The organism is Oceanicoccus sp. KOV_DT_Chl, from assembly GCF_900120175.1.
Taxonomy (GTDB): domain Bacteria; phylum Pseudomonadota; class Gammaproteobacteria; order Pseudomonadales; family Dasaniaceae; genus Oceanicoccus.
On record NZ_FQLF01000005.1, the window covers coordinates 405328 to 423895 of the forward strand.

The window sequence follows — 18568 nt, forward strand, 5'->3', positions numbered from 1 at the left end:
CCCATGACAAAACTGAAAGGATAAAGCTAAAGCACAGCGTTGTGCTATCAACCTATCAGATACTAAAATTACAGCGCAGCACAAAACCCGCAATGCAAATAAACTCCCTGCGGATCATTCATGTGACTGATAAATTCAAAATTGGATTTTAATGGTTTTAACCATTGCTGCAGTTGGCCCAATATACCAGAGCGAGCCGCTGTTGAAGCGGGAAAATACCACGCCACTTCTCCGCTAAGCTCTTTCAAAAACTGCTCCTGAGGCGTCAGTGGAATTTGAATTAAATACTTTTTATAGCTTTCCAATTTAGCCAATGCCGCTGCTGATTCGACGGCTTGTTGCAAACCACCGAGGTGGTCAACCAGACCTAACTGCTGAGCATCTTCGCCAGACCACACCCGCCCTTCAGCCAGACCGGCAACTTGCTCAACACTCATATCACGGCCATCGGCTACCAATTTCAAAAAACGGCGATAGCCATTTTCAATGGTACTTTGAATCACCTTTGCTGCCAATGGCTGTAACGGACGATCAATCCGCAATGCCCTGCCAAACTGGTAGTACCAACACCATCAGTGCTAATTCCCAGTTTTGCCAAACTTTTATCAACCGTTGGAAACGCACCAAAAATCCCGATAGAGCCTGTCAATGTAGTAGGCGTCGCCCAAATCTGATCCGCTTGAGCGGCAATCCAATAACCACCCGACGCAGCCATACTTCCCATAGAAACCACCAGCGGCTTACCCTCGGCACGTAACAACTCCAGTTCACGGCGAATAATTTCCGAGGCAAAGGCACTGCCGCCACCGCTATTAATTCTCAGCACTAGCGCTTTTACTGAATTATCCATTCGCGCATCGCGAATCAGCAAGGACAGCGTATCACCGCCGACTACACCTGCGGGCTGGTCGCCATCAACAATATTACCGGACGCAACAATAATCCCGACTTTATTTTCAGTGACCGGCTGTGAAGATTCCAATCGTTTTAACCAAAGGTATTTTTTAAAACCCACCGCCTGATAGTTACCGTCTTCATCCTCGGCGCCGACCTGAGAAATTAAATAAGCATTCACTTCATCGCGGTTTTTAACACCGTCGACCAAGCCGCTAGCCACTGCTACCGATGCAGTGTCGCCATGATATTGCTCAAGTAATTTATCGATACCGTTAATATATTCATCCACTGCCGTTGCCGCTAAATTCCGGCGCTGCGTGATGCCGCTAGTATACTGCTGCCATAAATCACCTAGCCACACCAGATTTGCCTGCTTGGCTTCATTCGACATATCGTCACGCATATACGGTTCCATCGCAGATTTAAACTCGCCAACACGAAAAACATGGTAATTAATTTCCAGTTTATCCAGGGCCTTTTTAAAATAGTTGCGATATAAACCGTAGCCCTCAATCAGCACTCCGCCAAAAGGATGCAGATAGACCTCGTCAGCCTGCGCCGCCAACCAGTACTGATCCTGGGTGTAGATATCACCGAACGCGATGATTTTTTTACCGCTATCCCGAAAAGCCTGTAATACCGGTGCAATTTCCTGCATTTTACTAATGCCGCCATAGCGCATCTGGTCCAGCGATAACACCAACGTAGTAATTCGCTGATCGTCCCGGGCAAAGTTCACCGCGTCAATCACATCCTGCACTAACACTTCCTGCTGCGAAGGGTCAGCCTGCCCAATCAATTGGGTCAATGGGTCTATATAGTTTTTTTGATCTACCAAACTACCCTGGATATTTAACAGCAATGCCGTTTTCTTCGGCACCGATGGAATATCTGTTGATGAGAGCGCAATGATCACAATACTGACAATAATCAGGAACACGAGGTTAATAACCAATAGGCGCAATGCACTGATAAACTTCATCAGCCTGCTATAGCTACGTCGAATTATTCCAGGTCGTTTTTCTTCCACTCTATCTCTCCGGTACCCAAACTATATGTCAACAAGACTTCATACTATTTAATCAGCGTTCTGTGACTCTTCAAAGTCTACAGCACTGGCCGCTATATCCGCTTTTAATTCGCGGGAACGCCAGCGTATAAAAAGCAAGGCGGCAATAAATAAACTACTAATCAGCGATACTTCCAACAAGGTTAGCCACGACGTACAGGCAAACGCGGTAGACACTGACGCCATAAAGAACCCTAATAATACAAAAGTTAACCACGCGTGGCCGCGAACATCCTGTTTAATAATGGCAGGCAAAAACGGTAGCAACAATAATAGATGAATACACCAGATAACCGGATTTGGATCACGATTACAACTGGGCGCAACAACCGTGACCAACGTAAATACCACCAACAAGGCCACATAAGAAAACCACACTGTGATGCGGGCTCGTCGAGCTAATACGGTATATTTGTTTTGCATTTATAGATTAACCTCAACCGTTAACTGTAACGCCAACCCAGCAACGCGCTTCCCCAGCGCCTGACACAGCGTAGACTCATCCTGATCCAGGACGCGCTCACCTTGCTGACCGGCCAAGTGACTGGCGCCATAGGGAGTGCCTCCACTCCGGGTACTCATTAGTGCCGCTTCGCTATAGGGCAATCCCACCGCAACCATACCGTGATGTAACAACGGCAGCAGCATGGTTAACAATGTCGATTCCTGACCGCCGTGCAAACTGGCGGTGGAGGTGAATACTGCAGCCGGTTTATCAATCATCGCCCCGCTTAACCACAGGCTGGAACTGCCATCGATAAAATATTTCAGCGGCGCGGCCATATTGCCAAACCGGGTGGGGCTGCCTAATACCAAGCCTGCACACTGCTGCAAATCGTCCATACTGCAATACAAAGGGCCGTCAGCAGGAATATCGTCTTCACTGGCTTCACACACTGTCGATACGGCTGGCACAGTACGCACTCGAGCTTCAATGCCACTCACTTGCTCAACCCCGCGAGCAACTTGCTTAGCCATCTCAGCCACCGCACCATGACGGCTGTAATAGAGTACCAATATATAAGGAGCACTCATCTTTCGCTCTCCTCAGTGATAACAATGTTTAGACTGACTGACATACTAGATCAACGCCAATACATTTTCAGGAGGACGACCCAATACCGCTTTATTGCCTTTAACCACAATAGGCCGCTCTATCAATTTAGGAAATTTCACCATCGCCGCTACTAATTGCTGTTCCGAAAGCGACCCATCCTTTAGGTCATTTTCTTTGTAAGCATCCTCGCCTTTACGCAGTAAATCTCTCGCACTAATACCTAATTTTTTTAATAGGTCGTTAATAACATCAGCTGCCGGAGGGGTTTCTAAATACAGGATAATTTCAGGTGTGACACCATTATCTTCCAGTAATTGCAAAGTTTGACGGGATTTTGAACAACGGGGATTATGGTAAATAGTTACTTGGCTCATAAAACTCTCTTTCTATTTTCTCACTGGTATTAATCCCGGCATAAGCAGCAGGGAGATAAAAACAACACTCGTATTAACGATGAGTCAATAATGGTCAGCTCGTGTATACTCTGGAGCAACACAATGGGCAACATTATACACGAGCAACAACGATCCACCCCATGAAGAAGCTACTAAAAGACACTCTCGATCTTATCCGCTACGTCTATCGCCGCTATCACTCCGATGGCTGTAATAATAGCGCTGCTGCTCTCACGTATATGACGCTATTTGCGGTAGTACCCTTAACCACTGTCATGTACGCTATTCTCTCCGCAGTCCCGGCCTTCCAGGAAGTAGGCTTGCAAATCCAGCAGATTATTTTCGACAATTTTGTACCTGCCACTGGACAAGGCATTGAAAAGTATCTTGAACAGTTTTCCCAACAAGCCCGCAAACTCACCGGTGTAGGCGTTGTTTTTCTTGGCATCACCGCGGTGCTCATGCTCAAAAACATTGAAAAAACCTTTAATGCCATTTGGAAAACTCGGGAAAATCGTAGCGGTATTGCCAGCTTTTTATTGTACTGGGCAATTCTTAGCTTAGGCCCAATTTTTATCGGGCTGGCCATTGGCATAAGTACCTATTTGCTGTCGCTTAAAGTGATAGCAGAGCAAGTAGAGATGCTCAGCATTGGTCCGCAGCTTCTCCGCTTTACGCCCTATCTACTTATTTCTGCGGCGTTCACTTTGATTTTTACCGCCGTACCCAATTGCCGCGTGCCGATCAAACACGCCATTATTGGTGGCTTAATCAGTGCTTTGATTTTTGAAGTCGCCAAACAACTGTTTACCGGTATTGTCTCGAATACCAGCTACCAAACTATCTATGGCACCTTTGCTACTGTGCCATTATTTTTACTGTGGATTTATTTATCCTGGATAATTGTACTGGCGGGTGCTGAATTTGTTTATGCACTGGGCGGTTTTAAAAGCGAAGCCAATGAACGTTTTAATGACTTCACTCTATGTGTAGCTGTGTTGGAGTTACTATGGCGCAAACATCAACAGGGCAACACGGTTTCTGAACATGATCTCATGCGAACCCCCTGGCTGTTTAATCACTACTCTATTTCACCGGATCGCTGGCTGAGTATACGCAACTTTCTGTTTCAGGGAGGTTTAATACGCACAGATGAAACTGGAAAATTCATTCTGGGCCGAGACCTCGATCACTATACATTGTGGGATTTATCTTGCCTGCTAGGCCATCATACCGATACCCAACAGGATGCTTTTAACGATTCAGATCAATGGTTTCAGTCCTGCCTGAAAATAATGAATGACAGCCAGCAACAACAGCAACAACATTTATCCATTTCGCTGACCCAATTATTTACCACCTCAGCGTCTAACCCTGCAACTACAGCACCCTAATCGACCTAACGAGTATGCGTAGAATTAATCTTAGCCTTGCCATTATAATTTGCTTACTAACTAGCAGTTGCAATCAACACAATGAAAGCACGATCAATAGTTCAGACTTTGAAGGTTGGTTAGTCATAAATTATTGGGCTAGCTGGTGCAAACCCTGTATTCAAGAAATACCCGAATTAAATCACCTCGCCACCTCCAAGGCTAACAGTTTAACTGTGCTCGGGGTTGATTATGACAACAGTCAAGGCCAGGCTCTACAGGAGAAAATCAGTCAACTAGGTATTAAATTTACTGTTCTACATTCCGATCCAGCAGCCGAATTAAACTATCCACGGCCAAGTGTGTTACCCACCACCATCATAATTAACCCGCAGAAACAGCTACATAAAACGCTAATCGGCCCACAAACCGAACAAAGCATTTTACAAGCCATTTACCCATAGTAGCTTACACAACTAAAGCTCAGGCCAAGCCCCACCCGCCAAACAGCATTAGCGACAATTCTTTTGTTCAATAGGTATCATTCTGCTAGATTAGAAAGGTGGGAACTAAAGGGCGATATTTCTGATAATCAGTAGCATAAGATGTAGTGGGCATTGAGGCCTCTGGTAAGCGATGACATTCAGTACCCCAAAAATAATAGTCATACATCCAACCGCCCTGCTTAGACTTTGGTTCTTGAGCTGGTTTTTTATACTATTTATTAGCCCAAGTTACGGGCAAGTTTTAACATTCCCCTTGCAATCATCAAACGCTATAGAAGTTTATCAGCAAAGTGGCTGGCTATTTGAAGAAGATACCCCATTAGGCCCTGCCGAATTACTCACTAAGCCAGCACTCTTTAAACCATTTAATACTCTCAACAACCCCTTTAGCCTCGAAAATAGAGCATACATAAATAATCAACCTGCAGGCATTTGGTTGCATATCCCACTACAAAACACTAGTGCCGATACCATAGCACTCACCTTATATGGCAGAGAAAGTGTTGAACTTGGCAAACTGGCAATATATCGATCCAGCGGCAACACTACAACCACGCTAAAAATGACTCGACTACCTCAGCAACGCTATGCTTACTCTGTAAGCTTTGAGCTAGCAGCCAATAGCAACGAAACATTGTTAATTTATTGGCCGGGTCAAATTAATCCGAGTACGTTAAAGCATTTCAAATTACTGACTAACGACGACTATCAACAAGACATCATTAAGCATTTTGCCATCGCTTATTTGACCACGGGGATGGCACTGGCATTAGCACTCTACAATCTATCTTTATTTATATATACCAGGGAAAAGCCGTATTTTAATTATGCCTGCTATGTCATTTTTGCCGGTATATTCTTTTCCTTACATGACGAGATTGGCTTTCAGGTACTGGAACACTTTTCTTTTTCTGCCGAATTAATGAGCAAATTTTTATGGTGGAGCTATATGCCAGGTATCATCGGCCTGATGTTATTTTCCAGGGAGTTTCTGCAATCCAGAATTTATCAACCTCGACTGGATAAAGTCATTTTATTGCTCATTGCCATAGCAGTATTTATATCGCTGTTTGGTCTTGCTTTGGAACAAAGTTTAATTAGAGATGCTTCAACACTCACCGTTAGTTTCATTTATCCGGCACTGTTAATACTTGGAATAAGGGCATGGATTAACGGACAAGCACAATCAAAAATCTACGTAATCGCCTTTTTATGCTATTTATCCATGGCGCTACTCGGCGCCTTGGCAATAGTCATCGGCAACGATACCGATGCGGCCTCTGAGTATGTAGAACTTACCCGAATAGGCTTAATGGCTAATTTATTTTTGCTATCCATCGCCTTGGCTGACCGCATCCAAACCATGAAGCAATTACAAAGTGAAGCCATCGCCGAGGCCAATGCGGCAAAAGAATCTTCCGACCTAAAAGGCCAGTTTCTAGCCAATATGAGCCATGAATTGCGCACTCCTATTAATGGCATTATTGGCATGGGACAAATTATTAAAGAAAATGCAAAAAACGCTAATGAAGAGAATAATGCCAACATCCTTTTAAACTCTGCAGACAATCTATTAAATGTCGTCAATGACATTCTTGACTTTTCCAAAATTGAAGCAGGAAAACTCCGCATTCAAAATGAAAGCTTTGCGATTAGCCAAGTACTGACACAGCTCGGCACAATTTTTTTCGGCATTAATGACCATCCTGCCATTAAGTTTTCCATCAAGGTCGATGGCAATCTGGCAACATTTTTAATTGGCGACCAACAACGTTTGATACAAGTACTCAATAACTTGTTGAGCAATGCCTTTAAATTCACCAGCCAGGGTAATATCACTCTAAATTGTACCTGCCTTGAGACCAATGACCGAGAACAAACGATTCGATTTTCGGTTATAGACTCAGGTATTGGTATTAGTGAAAAAGACTTGGAAAATCTGTTTGAAGCCTATGAACAAGCTGATAAATCCTCTACTCGGCAACAAGGAGGTACTGGTCTTGGACTGACTATTACCAAGCAACTGATTGAACTTATGAATGGCACTATTGGTGTCAACAGCGAACCGGGTAAAGGCTCCGAGTTCTGGTTTATCCTCACGCTGGCTATTGATCAACAACAGCAGAAATTATTGCAACAACAACGGCAGCAATTAAAAGGGAAACGTATTGCCATTATCTTCGCCGACCAAACCTTTGGTCAAAATGAATTCGGTCGCTGTATTGCCATTGGTATGCAACCTAGCCTTTATATTTATGATGAAAAATCAGCCGAACTGCCGACAATAGCCCAAGATAATTTTGACGTAGTTTTCAGCAGCGACTCTATTGGTTCAATGCTCATCAAGGTGGTTCAACAGTGTGCAGAAACCCAAACCGCACTAGTTATAGCTCGAACCGGTCGCGGCTATTTTGAAGATCAGTGGTTGCAGCAGACCAATATACAAATCCTGAACATTCCCGCCACCACATTAACCTTAGAAAACACCATCACAACGGCCTTATCCTGCAATATTCTGGTGACCGATCACGATAAAAACTTAATACCCAACAGCCACCCCCCCACACCAATCAATATTTTAGTGGGCAGAGGACAACCCTACTAATCAATTGGTGATCGAAGCGTTACTCAAGAAATTGAAACAAAATATCACCATGGTGGCTAATGGAGAGGAAGCATGGCAGTACTATCAACAACAACCGAAGACTGTAGACTTGATTCTTATGGATTGTGAGATGCCAGTAATGGATGGCTACCTTGCGACAGAAACTATTAGAGCATTTGAACGCGAACAAGCTATTCGCGCAGTGCCCATTTTTGCATTAACCGCTCACGCATTAGATGAAAATCGTCAACGCTGTTTACGCATAGGAATGGATGGAGTCATCACCAAGCCCGTTAAAGTAAATACGCTTAAATCCTTATTATTTAAGCTAAACCAATAACATCTACTTACTACGCACAGCCAGCTATTTGTCACTAAACCGAATGTCGGCATAGTAAGCTACAGCCTTGCCACCGTGGTTATCCGCATCGGTCATAATCGCTACCCCATCTGCTGTTTTTATTCGGCGACCAAAAATACGATAAAAATCCTCTGCTACATTCACTCTTTGTTGATGCCACTCCCCAAGCCTAAAGCCCCCCACCGCACTGGAATCATCACCGCCTTGCTGGTAAAAGGATTTGACCAGAAAGACTTGGGTGTTTCTGTATTAGACCAGACATAATTCAATGCAATAGTTTGCCAAGGAAAAATGCCTTCCCTAACCACCACATAGATTCGCGCGGGATAATCATCACCCTGCTTGATGGTTTGATCGGTAATGTCGTAAATATTTTCAACTCGCCACTGCCAATGCAAAATGGGGTTTGCTCTAAATCAATGGCTATTTCACGGAACAATGCCGACGCCGACGCCTGAGCACTTGCCTTTAAAACTGTGCGGCCATCAACGCTTACCAACGAGTAATCCGTTTTACTCTCGAATCGCTTTTCACTGAAAGGCGCTAAACCTTCGGCAGCAAAATCACTGACGATTAGATCCTCGGCAACCGATGACACACAACAACAGCACAGCAATAGCGAAAAAATTTTCAAATAATGCATCCTCATTGCTTGGGCGTCAGAGTATTTGCAACCAGCACATTCATTAATATCACCCTGTCAATCATCAATATCAGCACTGTAAGCAGTCAGGCAATACACACCTGATATCCAAAAAATAGCTCTCAAGGTTGGCAAATCGCGGGGTTCATCACATTTAAATGACCGAAGCGATCACTTTTCAGCAACAGCGACTATAATGTATTGCAAATTGCTGAAGATCTACAAACATGCTTAAATTTATCGCTCTAGTCATCACTTTATCTATCAACCTGCTGATCCCCGCCCAAGCGGAAATTTATAGCTGGAAGGACGCTGATGGCAATACAGTCTACAGCGATCAAAAACCCTCATCAGATGCCACCCCCACCCGTTCTGGCAGTACAGTTAATTATTACTCCAACCCAACGTCGACCACTACCCCAACCACGCATAGCAAGCTATCACCTACTGACCGTCTGGATGCCTTAAGCGAAGTAACAGAGCAAGATATTTCAGAAAAAATGACTGAGCAGCAGTGCCAATCTTTATTTGCCACTAACTGTGACCAAGTGGAAAACTGGTTGAAATATGCTCTAGAGCAGTGCGTTGATGATAGCCGTTGTCAGGACCCTAAATTTCTGGAGAAAAAATATCGCCCCCGCAGTCTGGAAGAGCTACAGGCGATTGCCCGTCGGGCTGGCGTCAGAAACAACATGCAAGATAAAAAAATCGATCAATTTCTCAACCGTAAATACGGCAATCAATGCGAAGTGCAAGCCCAACAATACTGCGCACGCCAACGGGATAGAAACTGTGCCGCTAACATCATGGCTGCGTGTAAAGACCCTCGTGGTTTAAATGATATTTTTGCCCGTTATGACAACTTGAGCGCTGCAGAACGGAAAGCTATTGTCGCCAAGGCCAAAGCAATAGCACTCGCTAACGGCGACGACCCTGGCAATTACGATAAACTCGCTGCTGGTATCATTGACATTTTATTATCACAAGCGCTACTGGGCATATAGCTCATAGTAGTGCAATTAATGATTATTCATTGCACAAACTATTACTGTTCATCCACTTTTTTAAATAGCTATTGTGCAGGTGTTCTAACTTGCCACTTTCGGTTATTTTCTTCAAATAGTCACTAAACTTATCCACTAATGGCACCCACTGAGAACCGCCCTTAACAGCAAAATAATAATTCGTTGCTGGATTGTGAAACGACTCAAACTCAAAGTCATGCACAATACCTCTGTGCAGTAAAATACCTTTGGTCCGATAAAAGCCACTAATTAAATAGTCACCCTTTCCCTGCATCATATAATCGATACTTTGTTCCGTCGATTGAGTTTCCCGAAATACTAAACCGTTATGTCTGGCTAATAAATAATTAGCATTAGCCTCTTTATCCTGCCCCAATACTGCAACCAGGCCACGCTTTGCCCGCCAGGCTTCAGTATCAGAAGTATCAACAGGATTAGATTTTAAGTAGACAATAGCCTGATCCGAAACAACTATCGGCTCGGTAGAATAATGTAATGCAGGCAGTTGAGGTGAGGCAGGGATTGCCACCAAAGCATCTATCTCACCGGCAGACAATTCACCAATTAAAGTCGGCCAAGGTAAATCTTTTTCAGGCTTGGCTTCGTTATACGCTAATAGCACCCCATGCCGCTTAGTAAAAAAATCATACAATATATGATACATACTGCCGATCAACTGCCCGTTACAAGGATTAACCCAACTAAAAGGCGGGTAGAATCTGTAATCACGCCACCCACGCGCATGATTTTATTGGAAGGAGTGTTTGAAGTATCATCGCCCTTAAACGCAAGAGCTTCTATAGGGAAAAAGAATAAACATAAAGCCAGATAAGAAATTTTCACGATCAACATCCTGTGACACTTGAAAAGTTTGCTAATACCCACCTTAGCAGAAATTGACTTGCTAAATACAGTCCTAATTGTCTGTAGCGACCCGGTTGATAAACCTCAGAATATCTGTGTGAACCGAGGAACTATTACGCAACGGGACGGACAACGCGGCTAATATTCCAGTGTGCGTTAGCTCCGCATAAAAAAGGCTATCTACCCGCCCCTGCCGTTGTTTCACTGTGGCGGTCAGACTATCAATATTACGCCGCTTAACCGTGTCATCTGCCTCACCATATAACAGCAGTAATGGCGGCTCCGTTCCGGAGACAAAATTCACCGGCTGGGAGCTGGGGAATGCTACTTCAGGTGCAAATAACGCGCGCTGATATTTACGTGTTAGTGGCAGAAAGTCATAGGGGCCGGCCAAGCCTATAAAGCCTTTTAGCGCAGCATAATGCTCAACCGGGAGATAGCTCTCATTGAGCGTTAACATAGCAGCCATATGAGCGCCGGAAGAATGCCCCATTAATACCAACTGATTGGCATTGCCACCATAAGTAGTAATATTTTTATGCACCCAACTCACCACAGCGGTAGCATCCTGCATAATACTGGCGAATAACACCTCCGGGTAACGTCGATAATCAGCAATCACTACCACTGCATCAGTGACCGCCATAGCCTGCGCGACAAATCGATAATGCTCTTTTTGAAGTTCAGTACACGCCCCCAACAACCACCATAAAAAAACACTACTACTGGCCGCGGTTTATCTAATGCATCCAATGGGGCATAGATATCTAACCGCTGTATTTTTTCGTGGCCGTAGGCAATATTTGAGTCAAGCCGATAATCACTGCCAGCTGCCAAGGTATTTGCTACCCACAACTTCATTTGACTGACACTGCACGCGGTTAATGAACCGCTTATTAATACTATGAGCAACAAACGAAAATTCATCACACACTTTTTATTGAATATTTTCCAAGGCATATTGCACACAAGCTTTAATATCTTCAGCACTCAGTTCAGGAAATCTATTTTCGATATCGTTGATGTTCATGCCGGCTGACAATAATGCCAACACATCTTCGACACCGATATCTACCCCATCAATACGATGCTTACCCGCCTCAAAATATAAACGTTTAGCCATCATTCAACTCGCTATTTTCCATACGCTTTTAAGCTATAGATATCAAATCGAATCGCTTTACCTTCGACAGAAAAGTTTGGTTTCCTGGCGGCCAGATGTTCAGCCTTTTTCGGCCGTTTAACCACAACCCGATGTCTAGCGGTAAGCAACGCCTGTTCTATCAAGGCCTCACTATCATTGTCAGCTCCGACCAACTGATGGAAGACCTGCATTTCTTTTTTAACCAGCGCAGATTTTTTTGAGGGTGGAAACATCGGATCAATCACCACCGCATCCACTGATTGCGACCCTAAAAGCTGCATATATTCCACAGCGTTCGTGTTAATCAACCGCATATTGTTAACTATATTGCGCAATTCTACCTCGTCGGCCTTAGCCGCCCGCTGCAAGCCATCTGCCAATAAGGCGGCAATAAGTGGCGAGCGCTCACACAAGGTTACCGGATAGCCGCAACTGGCCAGTACAAAACTATCGCGCCCTAAACCCGCTGTTGCATCCAGGACGGTCGGTTTATTTTGTTTATCCCCTGCCACCGCTTTCACGATCAACTCACCGCCCCCTTGCTTGCGTCGATGCTCGCTGGCGCCAGCTAAAAAATCTACCCGCACAGGGCCGGGTGCTTTAGGGCCGGTTTGCTGGATCGCTACACCCCGCTCATCGACAATGAGTACAAACGGTGTCGACGGCTCGGTTTCAACCAACTGCAGTTGCAACTGTTGCGCAAGTTGCTGGCAATCACTGCTATAAACAGCGTGGTTTTGAACCGCAATCAAGTGCGCCAGGGAACTCACAAGAACTCAGGGACGTAGTAGCGGTTGGTTTAGCAGTGCGGGATTATTTTCTTCAATCAACTGCTCCAAATAACGGCAATTGTTTTCCAGCGCTTCCATATATAAATTGCGCCCGCCAAAGTGGGCAGCCACATGGTGATACAGCCCATGAAAATGACCTTGCAGGCGCGTTTCAATCGTTTGTTTAATAAATGCAGGGGTTTTTAGCAATAAATCCTGAGCAGATTCATAGAGAACTGTTTCACTGCCATCAGCCTGCTGCTGGCGAGTCATGCCACCTAATTCAAACTCCGGGTATAAACGGTCACGGCACTTCTCTAAATACGCACGATCAGCCATTTGTGCAATGACGTCCGCGGTACCCGCCAACCCCCCCATGACTCGCTGCTGGGGACTATCCAATTCAATCTGTTCGGGAGAATACTCATAGCCAGTGAAATGCACCAGCTTGCCCGCTAACTCGACCCAATGATCACAGCCGATACCGGGGAGATACTCAGCCATAAATTGCGCGCTGCGACTGACATGAATTTTGGTATATTCGGCACCGTTTTGAATACCGGTTTCACCTTGCCGGCGGATATAACCCGAATCGTGAAACAACGCCACGATCATGCCTACAGTAGCTAACTCTGCCCCAGTCGGGATGCTGCAGGCTGCGAACTGTCGTAACCATCAATTAAACGGGCCATCGCCAAGCTCACATCCAGCACATGCTGGCTGTCGTGATAACTGGTGTCACAGGCTAAAAAACCCGCCAATTCACCACGATAAAGGGTATCGAAATCAGTATAGATTTGTTTAATTATGGAGAAATCAGCCTGCGGATAGCGTTTTTGCAGTATCGAGATAACAGCGGCGCAAACATCACTGGCTTTAGTCACATCGACTGTGCCACTGACATCCAGCGCAGGTGGTAAGGGAGATTGAGACGAATTCATAGTAAGGGGTTAGCGCCCTGCCGTTAGCATTTATACCAAGCAGTATAGACCAGCTTACTAAAGCTGGCAGCAGGGGCATTTGCCAGCAAGCACAGCCCACACCACCCGACACTCAACTCTCGCCCTGCTCGCGGCCACTTAATGAGGGGGCATGAGCGATTATCCGGTCAGCCAACCGAGAAAATGGCAGGCTTTGAATCCACACCGCGCCCTTGCCGGTCAATGTCGCCAAACAGATGCCCTCACCACCAAAAAATAAACTTTTAAGGCCGCTAACCATTTTTATGTCGTAATCAATACCAGCGCTAAAAGCGACCAGGCAGCCGGTATCCAGGTATAACGTTTCGCCGTTCAAATCCTTGCGTACCACCGTGCCACCGGCATGCATAAAGGCCATGCCATCGCCTTCCATACGCTGCAGCACAAAACCTTCGCCGCCAAAAAAACCACTACCAATACGTTTGTTAAAAGCGATATCGACCTTTGTGCCCAAAGCTGCTGCTAAAAACGAATCTTTCTGACAGATCAAGCCACCGCCAAATTCTGCAAGATTAACCGCCACAATAGAACCTGGAAAAGGTGCAGCAAATGCCACTTGCTGTTTGCCATGTCCGGAATTACTGAAATGCGTTAGAAAAAGTGATTCACCGGTTAACAACCGCTTGCCTGCGCCAAATAATTTACCAATCACACCTTGATCGGCCTTTGATCCATCCCCCATTTTAGTCTCAAAGGTAATCCCGCCCTGCATGTACGTCATTGCTCCGGCTTCAGCTATCACAGTTTCACCAGCATCAAGTTCCACTTCGACCATCTGCATATCGTGGCCAATAATTTTGTAATCTACTTCATGGCAGCGCATGACTGTCCTCTCTGGCACTAATACTAAAACGATTACACAAACATCAAGCCCATGCCGCCACTGTGATGATGCACGACCTGCATATCGACCGGCTGTTCATTGATGACACCGGTATGCCGTTTGATTCTTGCCTTCACTAGCGTGCCAATGGGTAGCGCTATGTGATTGCCCAAGAACACAAAGACTCCACCGTCGGATAAATCTTTGGCTTTAAATTCAACAAGTCCCAAACTGGGGTGACTAATTTCAACCTGTGCCTGGCTGTTGGCACGCATGTATCGGCGTTGATCTTGCATCGACTGACCTATTATTAGAATTAAAGGTGTAGGAACACTATATTACTGGTGAATTCTATTATAGTTGGCTTCTACGATACCGTGACCACCATAAGAATCAAAGTACCAACACAGACTTATCAGGGCATTGCTCGGTGTCACTCGCTACAGGTAGACAATTAAACCTAATTGGCAGACACAAAAAAGGCGGCTTACGCCGCCCTGCACCTACGAGGATAGGTAAAAAACAAATGCTTAGTGCACCAGTCTGGGAGTCACTTGATAAACCGTAGTGGTACCACTGACTTCATTACCCACTAACAGTAAAGGCATACCATTCGGGCTTTGTTCCGCAGGCACAAAACTAAAGCCTTCCGGCCCCAAGTCACCCGCATCAACACCCTCACCGGGCTCAACATCAAAGTTGCGGTTAGTGATGTACTGTAGGAATTGGGCATCCGCAGGCACTGAAATGTCATAGACCATAATGCCGCCCACCCGCTCCAGACCAATAAAAGCATAGGTTTTACCCAGCACTTTACCCACCACAATGGCTTCCGGTTCCGGCCCTTTATCATCACTACGGCCATCACCATCATTTTCTTCATTGTCATTATTGAAATTATCACCCAGTTGCGCTGACGTAATGACTTCGAAATCATTGCCACTATCAAATACCACCTTACCTTCGGTATCCCAAATAGTGAATGAACGAGCACCGTAGCTGTAAATTGCTTCGTTCAGACCATCATTATTAGCATCACCCAACGTTGATGTCGTTTTTAAGCGACCTAAATTTTCTGATTCCACTAAATCCGGATCAGAAAAAACTGCAGGATCCAGTTCCAGATCTTTCACTCGCAACTCTTCACTGAATGCCAGGCAGCCATCATCTTCATCATAATCCTGACCGCCAGCAGCCAAACAGCTAGCTTCATCCTCCGCATCAAACCAGTAATCTCTGGCGTCACCTTCATTAGCAGTCACTATGTAGGTTTTGCCTTTGATGCTAACGGTATCAATCGAGTCCGGTTGATACATACCCAATACTGGCCAAGGGGCGATGTTGATGGCGTCATCTTTATTACTGGCATCCATCCCATTAACTAATAAAGAGTGGTCTTTGGTTCCCAGTGGCAGCAGTGTTTTTACCTTGGCACGACGTACATCAACCACAGCAATAGCATTATTTTCCTGCAAGGACACATAAGCTGTTTTACCGTCATCGCTGACACTAATGTATTCAGGTTCCAAATCCTGCGCAGCATTAGCGCCCGGCCCAAAAATACGAATACCCTGCGCACGCAATTCATCTTCCTTGCCAATATAAGCTGAAAAGTCTGCCGTCTTAACTGTCGCTTTGCTGACACCGCGACGTAAATTAATCACGCTGATAGACCCTTCAGGATCATTTTTATAATCGCTACTGGGCTCACCTTCATTCGCTACCAGTACATACTTGCCATCCGGTGAAAATGTCACCATGTCAGGTAAAGCGCCAACGGTTACGCTATTCAGTAAACTTAAATCCGAAGCATTATAAAAAGCGACGACACCATTGTTCTGCTTGTTTTCCGCCTGAATCGCGACAGCAACAATCCCGTTGTGCGCGCTCACACTATTAGCCCCACCGCCGAGAGCAGTCGCATCAATCGTACCAATCAACACCGGTGCGGTCGGGTCGCTCATCCCTAATACATCAACGGTAGATGCATTGGCATTAACCACAAAAGCACGCTGGCTCACAGCATCGTAAGTCACTATTTCTGCAGCACTCTGGGCAAACACACCCGACTGGTAGCGACCAATCTCTTGCAATTCAATCGTGGTGTTTTTACAACTGGTAAAGCCAAAAGCAATTGGCAACGCCGCCAACGCAAATGCCAGGGGTTTTAATGGAAGGGAATAGGAAGCCATGGTTTTTCTCCGAAGTTATGCTGTCGGCACAAAATACTGACTTCGTGTTACGAAACGATGGCAACTAGATGACAATTTGCTTGTTGATACGTCTTAAATTGGCGAGGATTAGTCATCGGCAGCAAAAATAAACTGGCGACTAAGCAATGTCCACGCCCAGGGACCGGACTGTACAGCAACGCGATCTGGCACCACGCCAAAATCCCAACTGGGATGACCGCAGTAACGGCAAGGTGGTAAATCCATCGCGGCAATTTTAAAAAAATGCCTGGTTAAATCCTCGGCATCGTAGTAGACATCATTTAACTCGGCGTTAAATAAATACTGCCCCTGACATTGATTACAGGATTCAATACGCAAACGATCAGCACCACATAAATTGGCGCCGCGTTCAGCGAGCAGGGCAAAATTAAATTCCAGCTTTTCCAACCTTAATCTTCTGGATAAAAACGGCTGATAGTTTCGATAACACAGGCAGGACGATCACCGCCTTCAATCTCTACAGTGACGCGCACCACGGCCTGAAAGCCACCCTTCACTTCCTCGACACTAAGCATTTCACCGCCACCGCGAACTCGCGAACCGACTGGCACCGGTGCTGGGAAACGCACTTTATCGCAGCCATAATTCACACCCATTTTCATTTCCTGCACTTCCATAATCTGCGGCAGAAATAAATTCACCAGCGATAAACTTAAATAGCCGTGTGCAATACACTTGCCAAACGGGCCATCTTTCGCTTTCACTGGATCAACATGAATCCATTGATGGTCACCTGTTGCATCAGCAAATAAATTAATCCGGTCCTGCTCTATCGTCAGCCAATCGCTATAGCCTAAATGTTTACCAACGGCTGCGGGTAATTCATGGGGGGTTTTAAAAATAGTAGTCATGGTGATTCCTTGTTATTCGGCAGCCAAACCAATGGCCTCACAGGTGCGCAACTATAGCAGCTTCACCCCTTGGGATTGAACCGGTTCCTACCATTTTGTAATCCTTTAAGCCCGCAATAACCGTTATAGTCAGCGCCATAAAATTCAATCACTGCTGAGGTTTATTATGCGCGCTGCCATTCTGGAACAGGCCAACCAGCCAATCAAAATTTATGATGACGTAGAAATTATCGAACCCCGCGTTGGCGAGGTACGGTCAATGTTAAATACTGTGGCCTGTGCCATTCCGACCTGGGATTTGTTGATGGCAAGATGCCGCTAGGTGGCCAGATTATTTTGGCCATGAGGCGTCCGGCATCGTCGAATCCATTGGTCCCGGCGTCACCAATCTGCAACCCGGCGACCACGTTGTACTCACCCCCGCACCTCCCTGTGGAGAGTGTTATTACTGCCAGCGCAATGAACACAGCCTGTGCGTCAACGCCATGAGCATCATGACTAATACCCTGCCCGATGGTATCAGCGGATTATCACGCAGTGGGGAAGCCGTATTGCGAGGCTGTGGCGTAGGTGGCCTGGCTGAATATGTGGTCACGCCCTCTACCGGGGCGATTAAAATTGATAAAGACATTCCACTGGATGTGGTCTGTGTGATTGGCTGTGCACTGCAAACCGGCGTCGGCGCGGTGCTTAACACCGCCAAAGTAGAAGCCGGTGCCACTGTGGTCATTATGGGTTTGGGTGGTGTCGGTATGGCCACGGTACAAGGCGCCAGAATTGCCGGTGCCAGCACCATCATTGTGTCCGACCCGGTCGCTGCCCGCCGCGAGGCCGCGAAAGAATTTGGTGCCACCCATGTGGTAGACCCCACCACTGAAGACCTCGCAGCGGTCTGCCTGGAACTGACTAACGGTATTGGTCTGGATTACGCCTTTGAAACGCCGGGAAAGCTATCTTAATTGAGCAAGGTA

At 45.8% G+C, this 18568-nt stretch carries 23 protein-coding genes and 2 pseudogenes; 7 read left to right on the forward strand and 18 right to left on the reverse strand.

The annotated features are described in order from the left end of the window. Nucleotides 1-68 precede the first annotated feature (68 nt). The 4 genes and pseudogenes from sppA to arsC all read right to left on the reverse strand — a co-directional run bounded on the left by sppA (nt 69) and on the right by arsC (nt 3397). Nucleotides 69-1879 (reverse strand): annotated as a pseudogene (gene sppA, locus UNITIG_RS19215) (signal peptide peptidase SppA). 96 nt (nt 1880-1975) lie between these two features. After that, nucleotides 1976-2389 carry a DUF2069 domain-containing protein gene (locus tag UNITIG_RS19220; RefSeq protein ID WP_101759960.1) on the reverse strand — a complete coding sequence of 138 codons (414 nt, stop codon included), beginning with the start codon at nt 2387-2389 and terminating at the stop codon, nt 1976-1978. Then, nucleotides 2390-3001 carry an NAD(P)H:quinone oxidoreductase gene (gene wrbA / locus UNITIG_RS19225; protein WP_101759961.1) on the reverse strand — a complete coding sequence of 204 codons (612 nt, stop codon included), beginning with the start codon at nt 2999-3001 and terminating at the stop codon, nt 2390-2392. 45 nt (nt 3002-3046) lie between these two features. Beyond that, nucleotides 3047-3397 carry an arsenate reductase (glutaredoxin) gene (gene arsC, locus UNITIG_RS19230; protein ID WP_101759962.1) on the reverse strand — a complete coding sequence of 117 codons (351 nt, stop codon included), beginning with the start codon at nt 3395-3397 and terminating at the stop codon, nt 3047-3049. Between the two features lie 161 nt (nt 3398-3558). On the opposite strand from arsC, the gene UNITIG_RS19235 reads away from it, so the two are divergent. From UNITIG_RS19235 to UNITIG_RS19250, 4 genes are all read left to right on the forward strand, one after another. After that, nucleotides 3559-4812, forward strand: a complete 1254-nt coding sequence (locus UNITIG_RS19235) for a YihY family inner membrane protein (RefSeq protein WP_101759963.1) — start codon at nt 3559-3561, stop codon at nt 4810-4812. 14 nt (nt 4813-4826) lie between these two features. Further along, the gene (locus UNITIG_RS19240; RefSeq protein WP_101759964.1) at nt 4827-5255 is read left to right on the forward strand and encodes a TlpA disulfide reductase family protein; all 429 of its coding nucleotides are present in this window, start codon (nt 4827-4829) and stop codon (nt 5253-5255) included. 295 nt (nt 5256-5550) lie between these two features. Then, the gene (locus UNITIG_RS19245) at nt 5551-7902 is read left to right on the forward strand and encodes a 7TM-DISM domain-containing protein (protein ID WP_159931220.1); all 2352 of its coding nucleotides are present in this window, start codon (nt 5551-5553) and stop codon (nt 7900-7902) included. Nucleotides 7903-7909: 7 nt separating this feature from the next. Continuing rightward, nucleotides 7910-8242, forward strand: a complete 333-nt coding sequence (locus UNITIG_RS19250; protein ID WP_159931221.1) for a response regulator — start codon at nt 7910-7912, stop codon at nt 8240-8242. A 24-nt stretch (nt 8243-8266) separates the two neighbouring features. On the opposite strand, the pseudogene UNITIG_RS25780 reads toward UNITIG_RS19250, so the two are convergent. Beyond that, nucleotides 8267-8912: pseudogene (locus tag UNITIG_RS25780) on the reverse strand (DUF3047 domain-containing protein). Nucleotides 8913-9133: 221 nt separating this feature from the next. Here UNITIG_RS25780 and UNITIG_RS19270 point away from each other — a divergent pair. Next, the gene (locus tag UNITIG_RS19270; protein ID WP_101759970.1) at nt 9134-9910 is read left to right on the forward strand and encodes a DUF4124 domain-containing protein; all 777 of its coding nucleotides are present in this window, start codon (nt 9134-9136) and stop codon (nt 9908-9910) included. 22 nt (nt 9911-9932) lie between these two features. On the opposite strand, the gene UNITIG_RS19275 is transcribed toward UNITIG_RS19270, so the two are convergent. The 13 genes from UNITIG_RS19275 to UNITIG_RS19330 all read right to left on the reverse strand — a co-directional run bounded on the left by UNITIG_RS19275 (nt 9933) and on the right by UNITIG_RS19330 (nt 17597). After that, on the reverse strand, nt 9933-10595 hold the full coding sequence (locus tag UNITIG_RS19275) for a transporter substrate-binding domain-containing protein (protein WP_235015517.1): 663 nt from the start codon (nt 10593-10595) through the stop codon (nt 9933-9935). An 8-nt stretch (nt 10596-10603) separates the two neighbouring features. Then, a complete protein-coding gene (locus tag UNITIG_RS23165; protein WP_159931225.1) occupies nt 10604-10774 on the reverse strand; it encodes a hypothetical protein in 171 nt (56 codons plus the stop codon). A 73-nt stretch (nt 10775-10847) separates the two neighbouring features. Continuing rightward, nucleotides 10848-11441 carry an alpha/beta hydrolase gene (locus tag UNITIG_RS19285; protein ID WP_101759973.1) on the reverse strand — a complete coding sequence of 198 codons (594 nt, stop codon included), beginning with the start codon at nt 11439-11441 and terminating at the stop codon, nt 10848-10850. After that, the gene (locus UNITIG_RS19290) at nt 11417-11656 is read right to left on the reverse strand and encodes a hypothetical protein (protein WP_159931226.1); all 240 of its coding nucleotides are present in this window, start codon (nt 11654-11656) and stop codon (nt 11417-11419) included. Before UNITIG_RS19290 ends, UNITIG_RS19285 begins: the two co-directional genes overlap by 25 nt. Before the next feature lie 76 nt (nt 11657-11732). Beyond that, nucleotides 11733-11918, reverse strand: coding sequence for a DUF433 domain-containing protein (locus tag UNITIG_RS19295; protein WP_200821384.1), 186 nt, complete (start codon nt 11916-11918; stop codon nt 11733-11735). 11 nt (nt 11919-11929) lie between these two features. After that, complete coding sequence (locus UNITIG_RS19300) at nt 11930-12709, reverse strand: class I SAM-dependent methyltransferase (protein ID WP_101759976.1); 780 nt, start codon at nt 12707-12709, stop codon at nt 11930-11932. 6 nt (nt 12710-12715) lie between these two features. Beyond that, nucleotides 12716-13318, reverse strand: a complete 603-nt coding sequence (locus UNITIG_RS24615; protein WP_235015518.1) for a hypothetical protein — start codon at nt 13316-13318, stop codon at nt 12716-12718. 17 nt (nt 13319-13335) lie between these two features. Beyond that, entirely contained in the window at nt 13336-13650 is a 315-nt protein-coding gene (locus tag UNITIG_RS23750; protein WP_200821385.1) for a hypothetical protein, read from the reverse strand. Between the two features lie 112 nt (nt 13651-13762). After that, nucleotides 13763-14512, reverse strand: a complete 750-nt coding sequence (locus UNITIG_RS19310; protein WP_101759977.1) for a TIGR00266 family protein — start codon at nt 14510-14512, stop codon at nt 13763-13765. A gap of 32 nt (nt 14513-14544) precedes the next feature. Beyond that, complete coding sequence (locus UNITIG_RS19315; RefSeq protein ID WP_101759978.1) at nt 14545-14808, reverse strand: PilZ domain-containing protein; 264 nt, start codon at nt 14806-14808, stop codon at nt 14545-14547. Between the two features lie 234 nt (nt 14809-15042). Next, nucleotides 15043-16704, reverse strand: a complete 1662-nt coding sequence (locus tag UNITIG_RS19320) for a choice-of-anchor I family protein (protein ID WP_101759979.1) — start codon at nt 16702-16704, stop codon at nt 15043-15045. 108 nt (nt 16705-16812) lie between these two features. Then, nucleotides 16813-17133 carry a hypothetical protein gene (locus UNITIG_RS19325; RefSeq protein WP_101759980.1) on the reverse strand — a complete coding sequence of 107 codons (321 nt, stop codon included), beginning with the start codon at nt 17131-17133 and terminating at the stop codon, nt 16813-16815. 2 nt (nt 17134-17135) lie between these two features. Further along, on the reverse strand, nt 17136-17597 hold the full coding sequence (locus tag UNITIG_RS19330) for a MaoC family dehydratase (protein ID WP_101759981.1): 462 nt from the start codon (nt 17595-17597) through the stop codon (nt 17136-17138). A gap of 166 nt (nt 17598-17763) precedes the next feature. On the opposite strand from UNITIG_RS19330, the gene UNITIG_RS23755 reads away from it, so the two are divergent. Beyond that, nucleotides 17764-17919, forward strand: a complete 156-nt coding sequence (locus tag UNITIG_RS23755; protein ID WP_200821386.1) for a hypothetical protein — start codon at nt 17764-17766, stop codon at nt 17917-17919. Between the two features lie 46 nt (nt 17920-17965). Continuing rightward, nucleotides 17966-18556, forward strand: a complete 591-nt coding sequence (locus UNITIG_RS23760; RefSeq protein ID WP_235015555.1) for a zinc-binding dehydrogenase — start codon at nt 17966-17968, stop codon at nt 18554-18556. Nucleotides 18557-18568: the final 12 nt, after the last annotated feature.

Bases quoted from the DNA above. Each gene is read 5' to 3' on its own strand.
- UNITIG_RS19220 (WP_101759960.1), bottom strand. From the start codon at position 2,389: ATGCAAAACAAATATACCGTATTAGCTCGACGAGCCCGCATCACAGTG.
- wrbA (WP_101759961.1), bottom strand. From the start codon at position 3,001: ATGAGTGCTCCTTATATATTGGTACTCTATTACAGCCGTCATGGTGCG.
- arsC (WP_101759962.1), bottom strand. From the start codon at position 3,397: ATGAGCCAAGTAACTATTTACCATAATCCCCGTTGTTCAAAATCCCGT.
- UNITIG_RS19235 (WP_101759963.1), top strand. From the start codon at position 3,559: ATGAAGAAGCTACTAAAAGACACTCTCGATCTTATCCGCTACGTCTAT.
- UNITIG_RS19240 (WP_101759964.1), top strand. From the start codon at position 4,827: ATGCGTAGAATTAATCTTAGCCTTGCCATTATAATTTGCTTACTAACT.
- UNITIG_RS19270 (WP_101759970.1), top strand. From the start codon at position 9,134: ATGCTTAAATTTATCGCTCTAGTCATCACTTTATCTATCAACCTGCTG.
- UNITIG_RS19275 (WP_235015517.1), bottom strand. From the start codon at position 10,595: ATGTATCATATATTGTATGATTTTTTTACTAAGCGGCATGGGGTGCTA.
- UNITIG_RS19285 (WP_101759973.1), bottom strand. From the start codon at position 11,441: ATGGCGGTCACTGATGCAGTGGTAGTGATTGCTGATTATCGACGTTAC.
- UNITIG_RS19290 (WP_159931226.1), bottom strand. From the start codon at position 11,656: ATGAAGTTGTGGGTAGCAAATACCTTGGCAGCTGGCAGTGATTATCGG.
- UNITIG_RS19295 (WP_200821384.1), bottom strand. From the start codon at position 11,918: ATGGCTAAACGTTTATATTTTGAGGCGGGTAAGCATCGTATTGATGGG.
- UNITIG_RS23750 (WP_200821385.1), bottom strand. From the start codon at position 13,650: ATGAATTCGTCTCAATCTCCCTTACCACCTGCGCTGGATGTCAGTGGC.
- UNITIG_RS19310 (WP_101759977.1), bottom strand. From the start codon at position 14,512: ATGCGCTGCCATGAAGTAGATTACAAAATTATTGGCCACGATATGCAG.
- UNITIG_RS19315 (WP_101759978.1), bottom strand. From the start codon at position 14,808: ATGCAAGATCAACGCCGATACATGCGTGCCAACAGCCAGGCACAGGTT.
- UNITIG_RS19320 (WP_101759979.1), bottom strand. From the start codon at position 16,704: ATGGCTTCCTATTCCCTTCCATTAAAACCCCTGGCATTTGCGTTGGCG.
- UNITIG_RS19330 (WP_101759981.1), bottom strand. From the start codon at position 17,597: ATGACTACTATTTTTAAAACCCCCCATGAATTACCCGCAGCCGTTGGT.
- UNITIG_RS23755 (WP_200821386.1), top strand. From the start codon at position 17,764: ATGCGCGCTGCCATTCTGGAACAGGCCAACCAGCCAATCAAAATTTAT.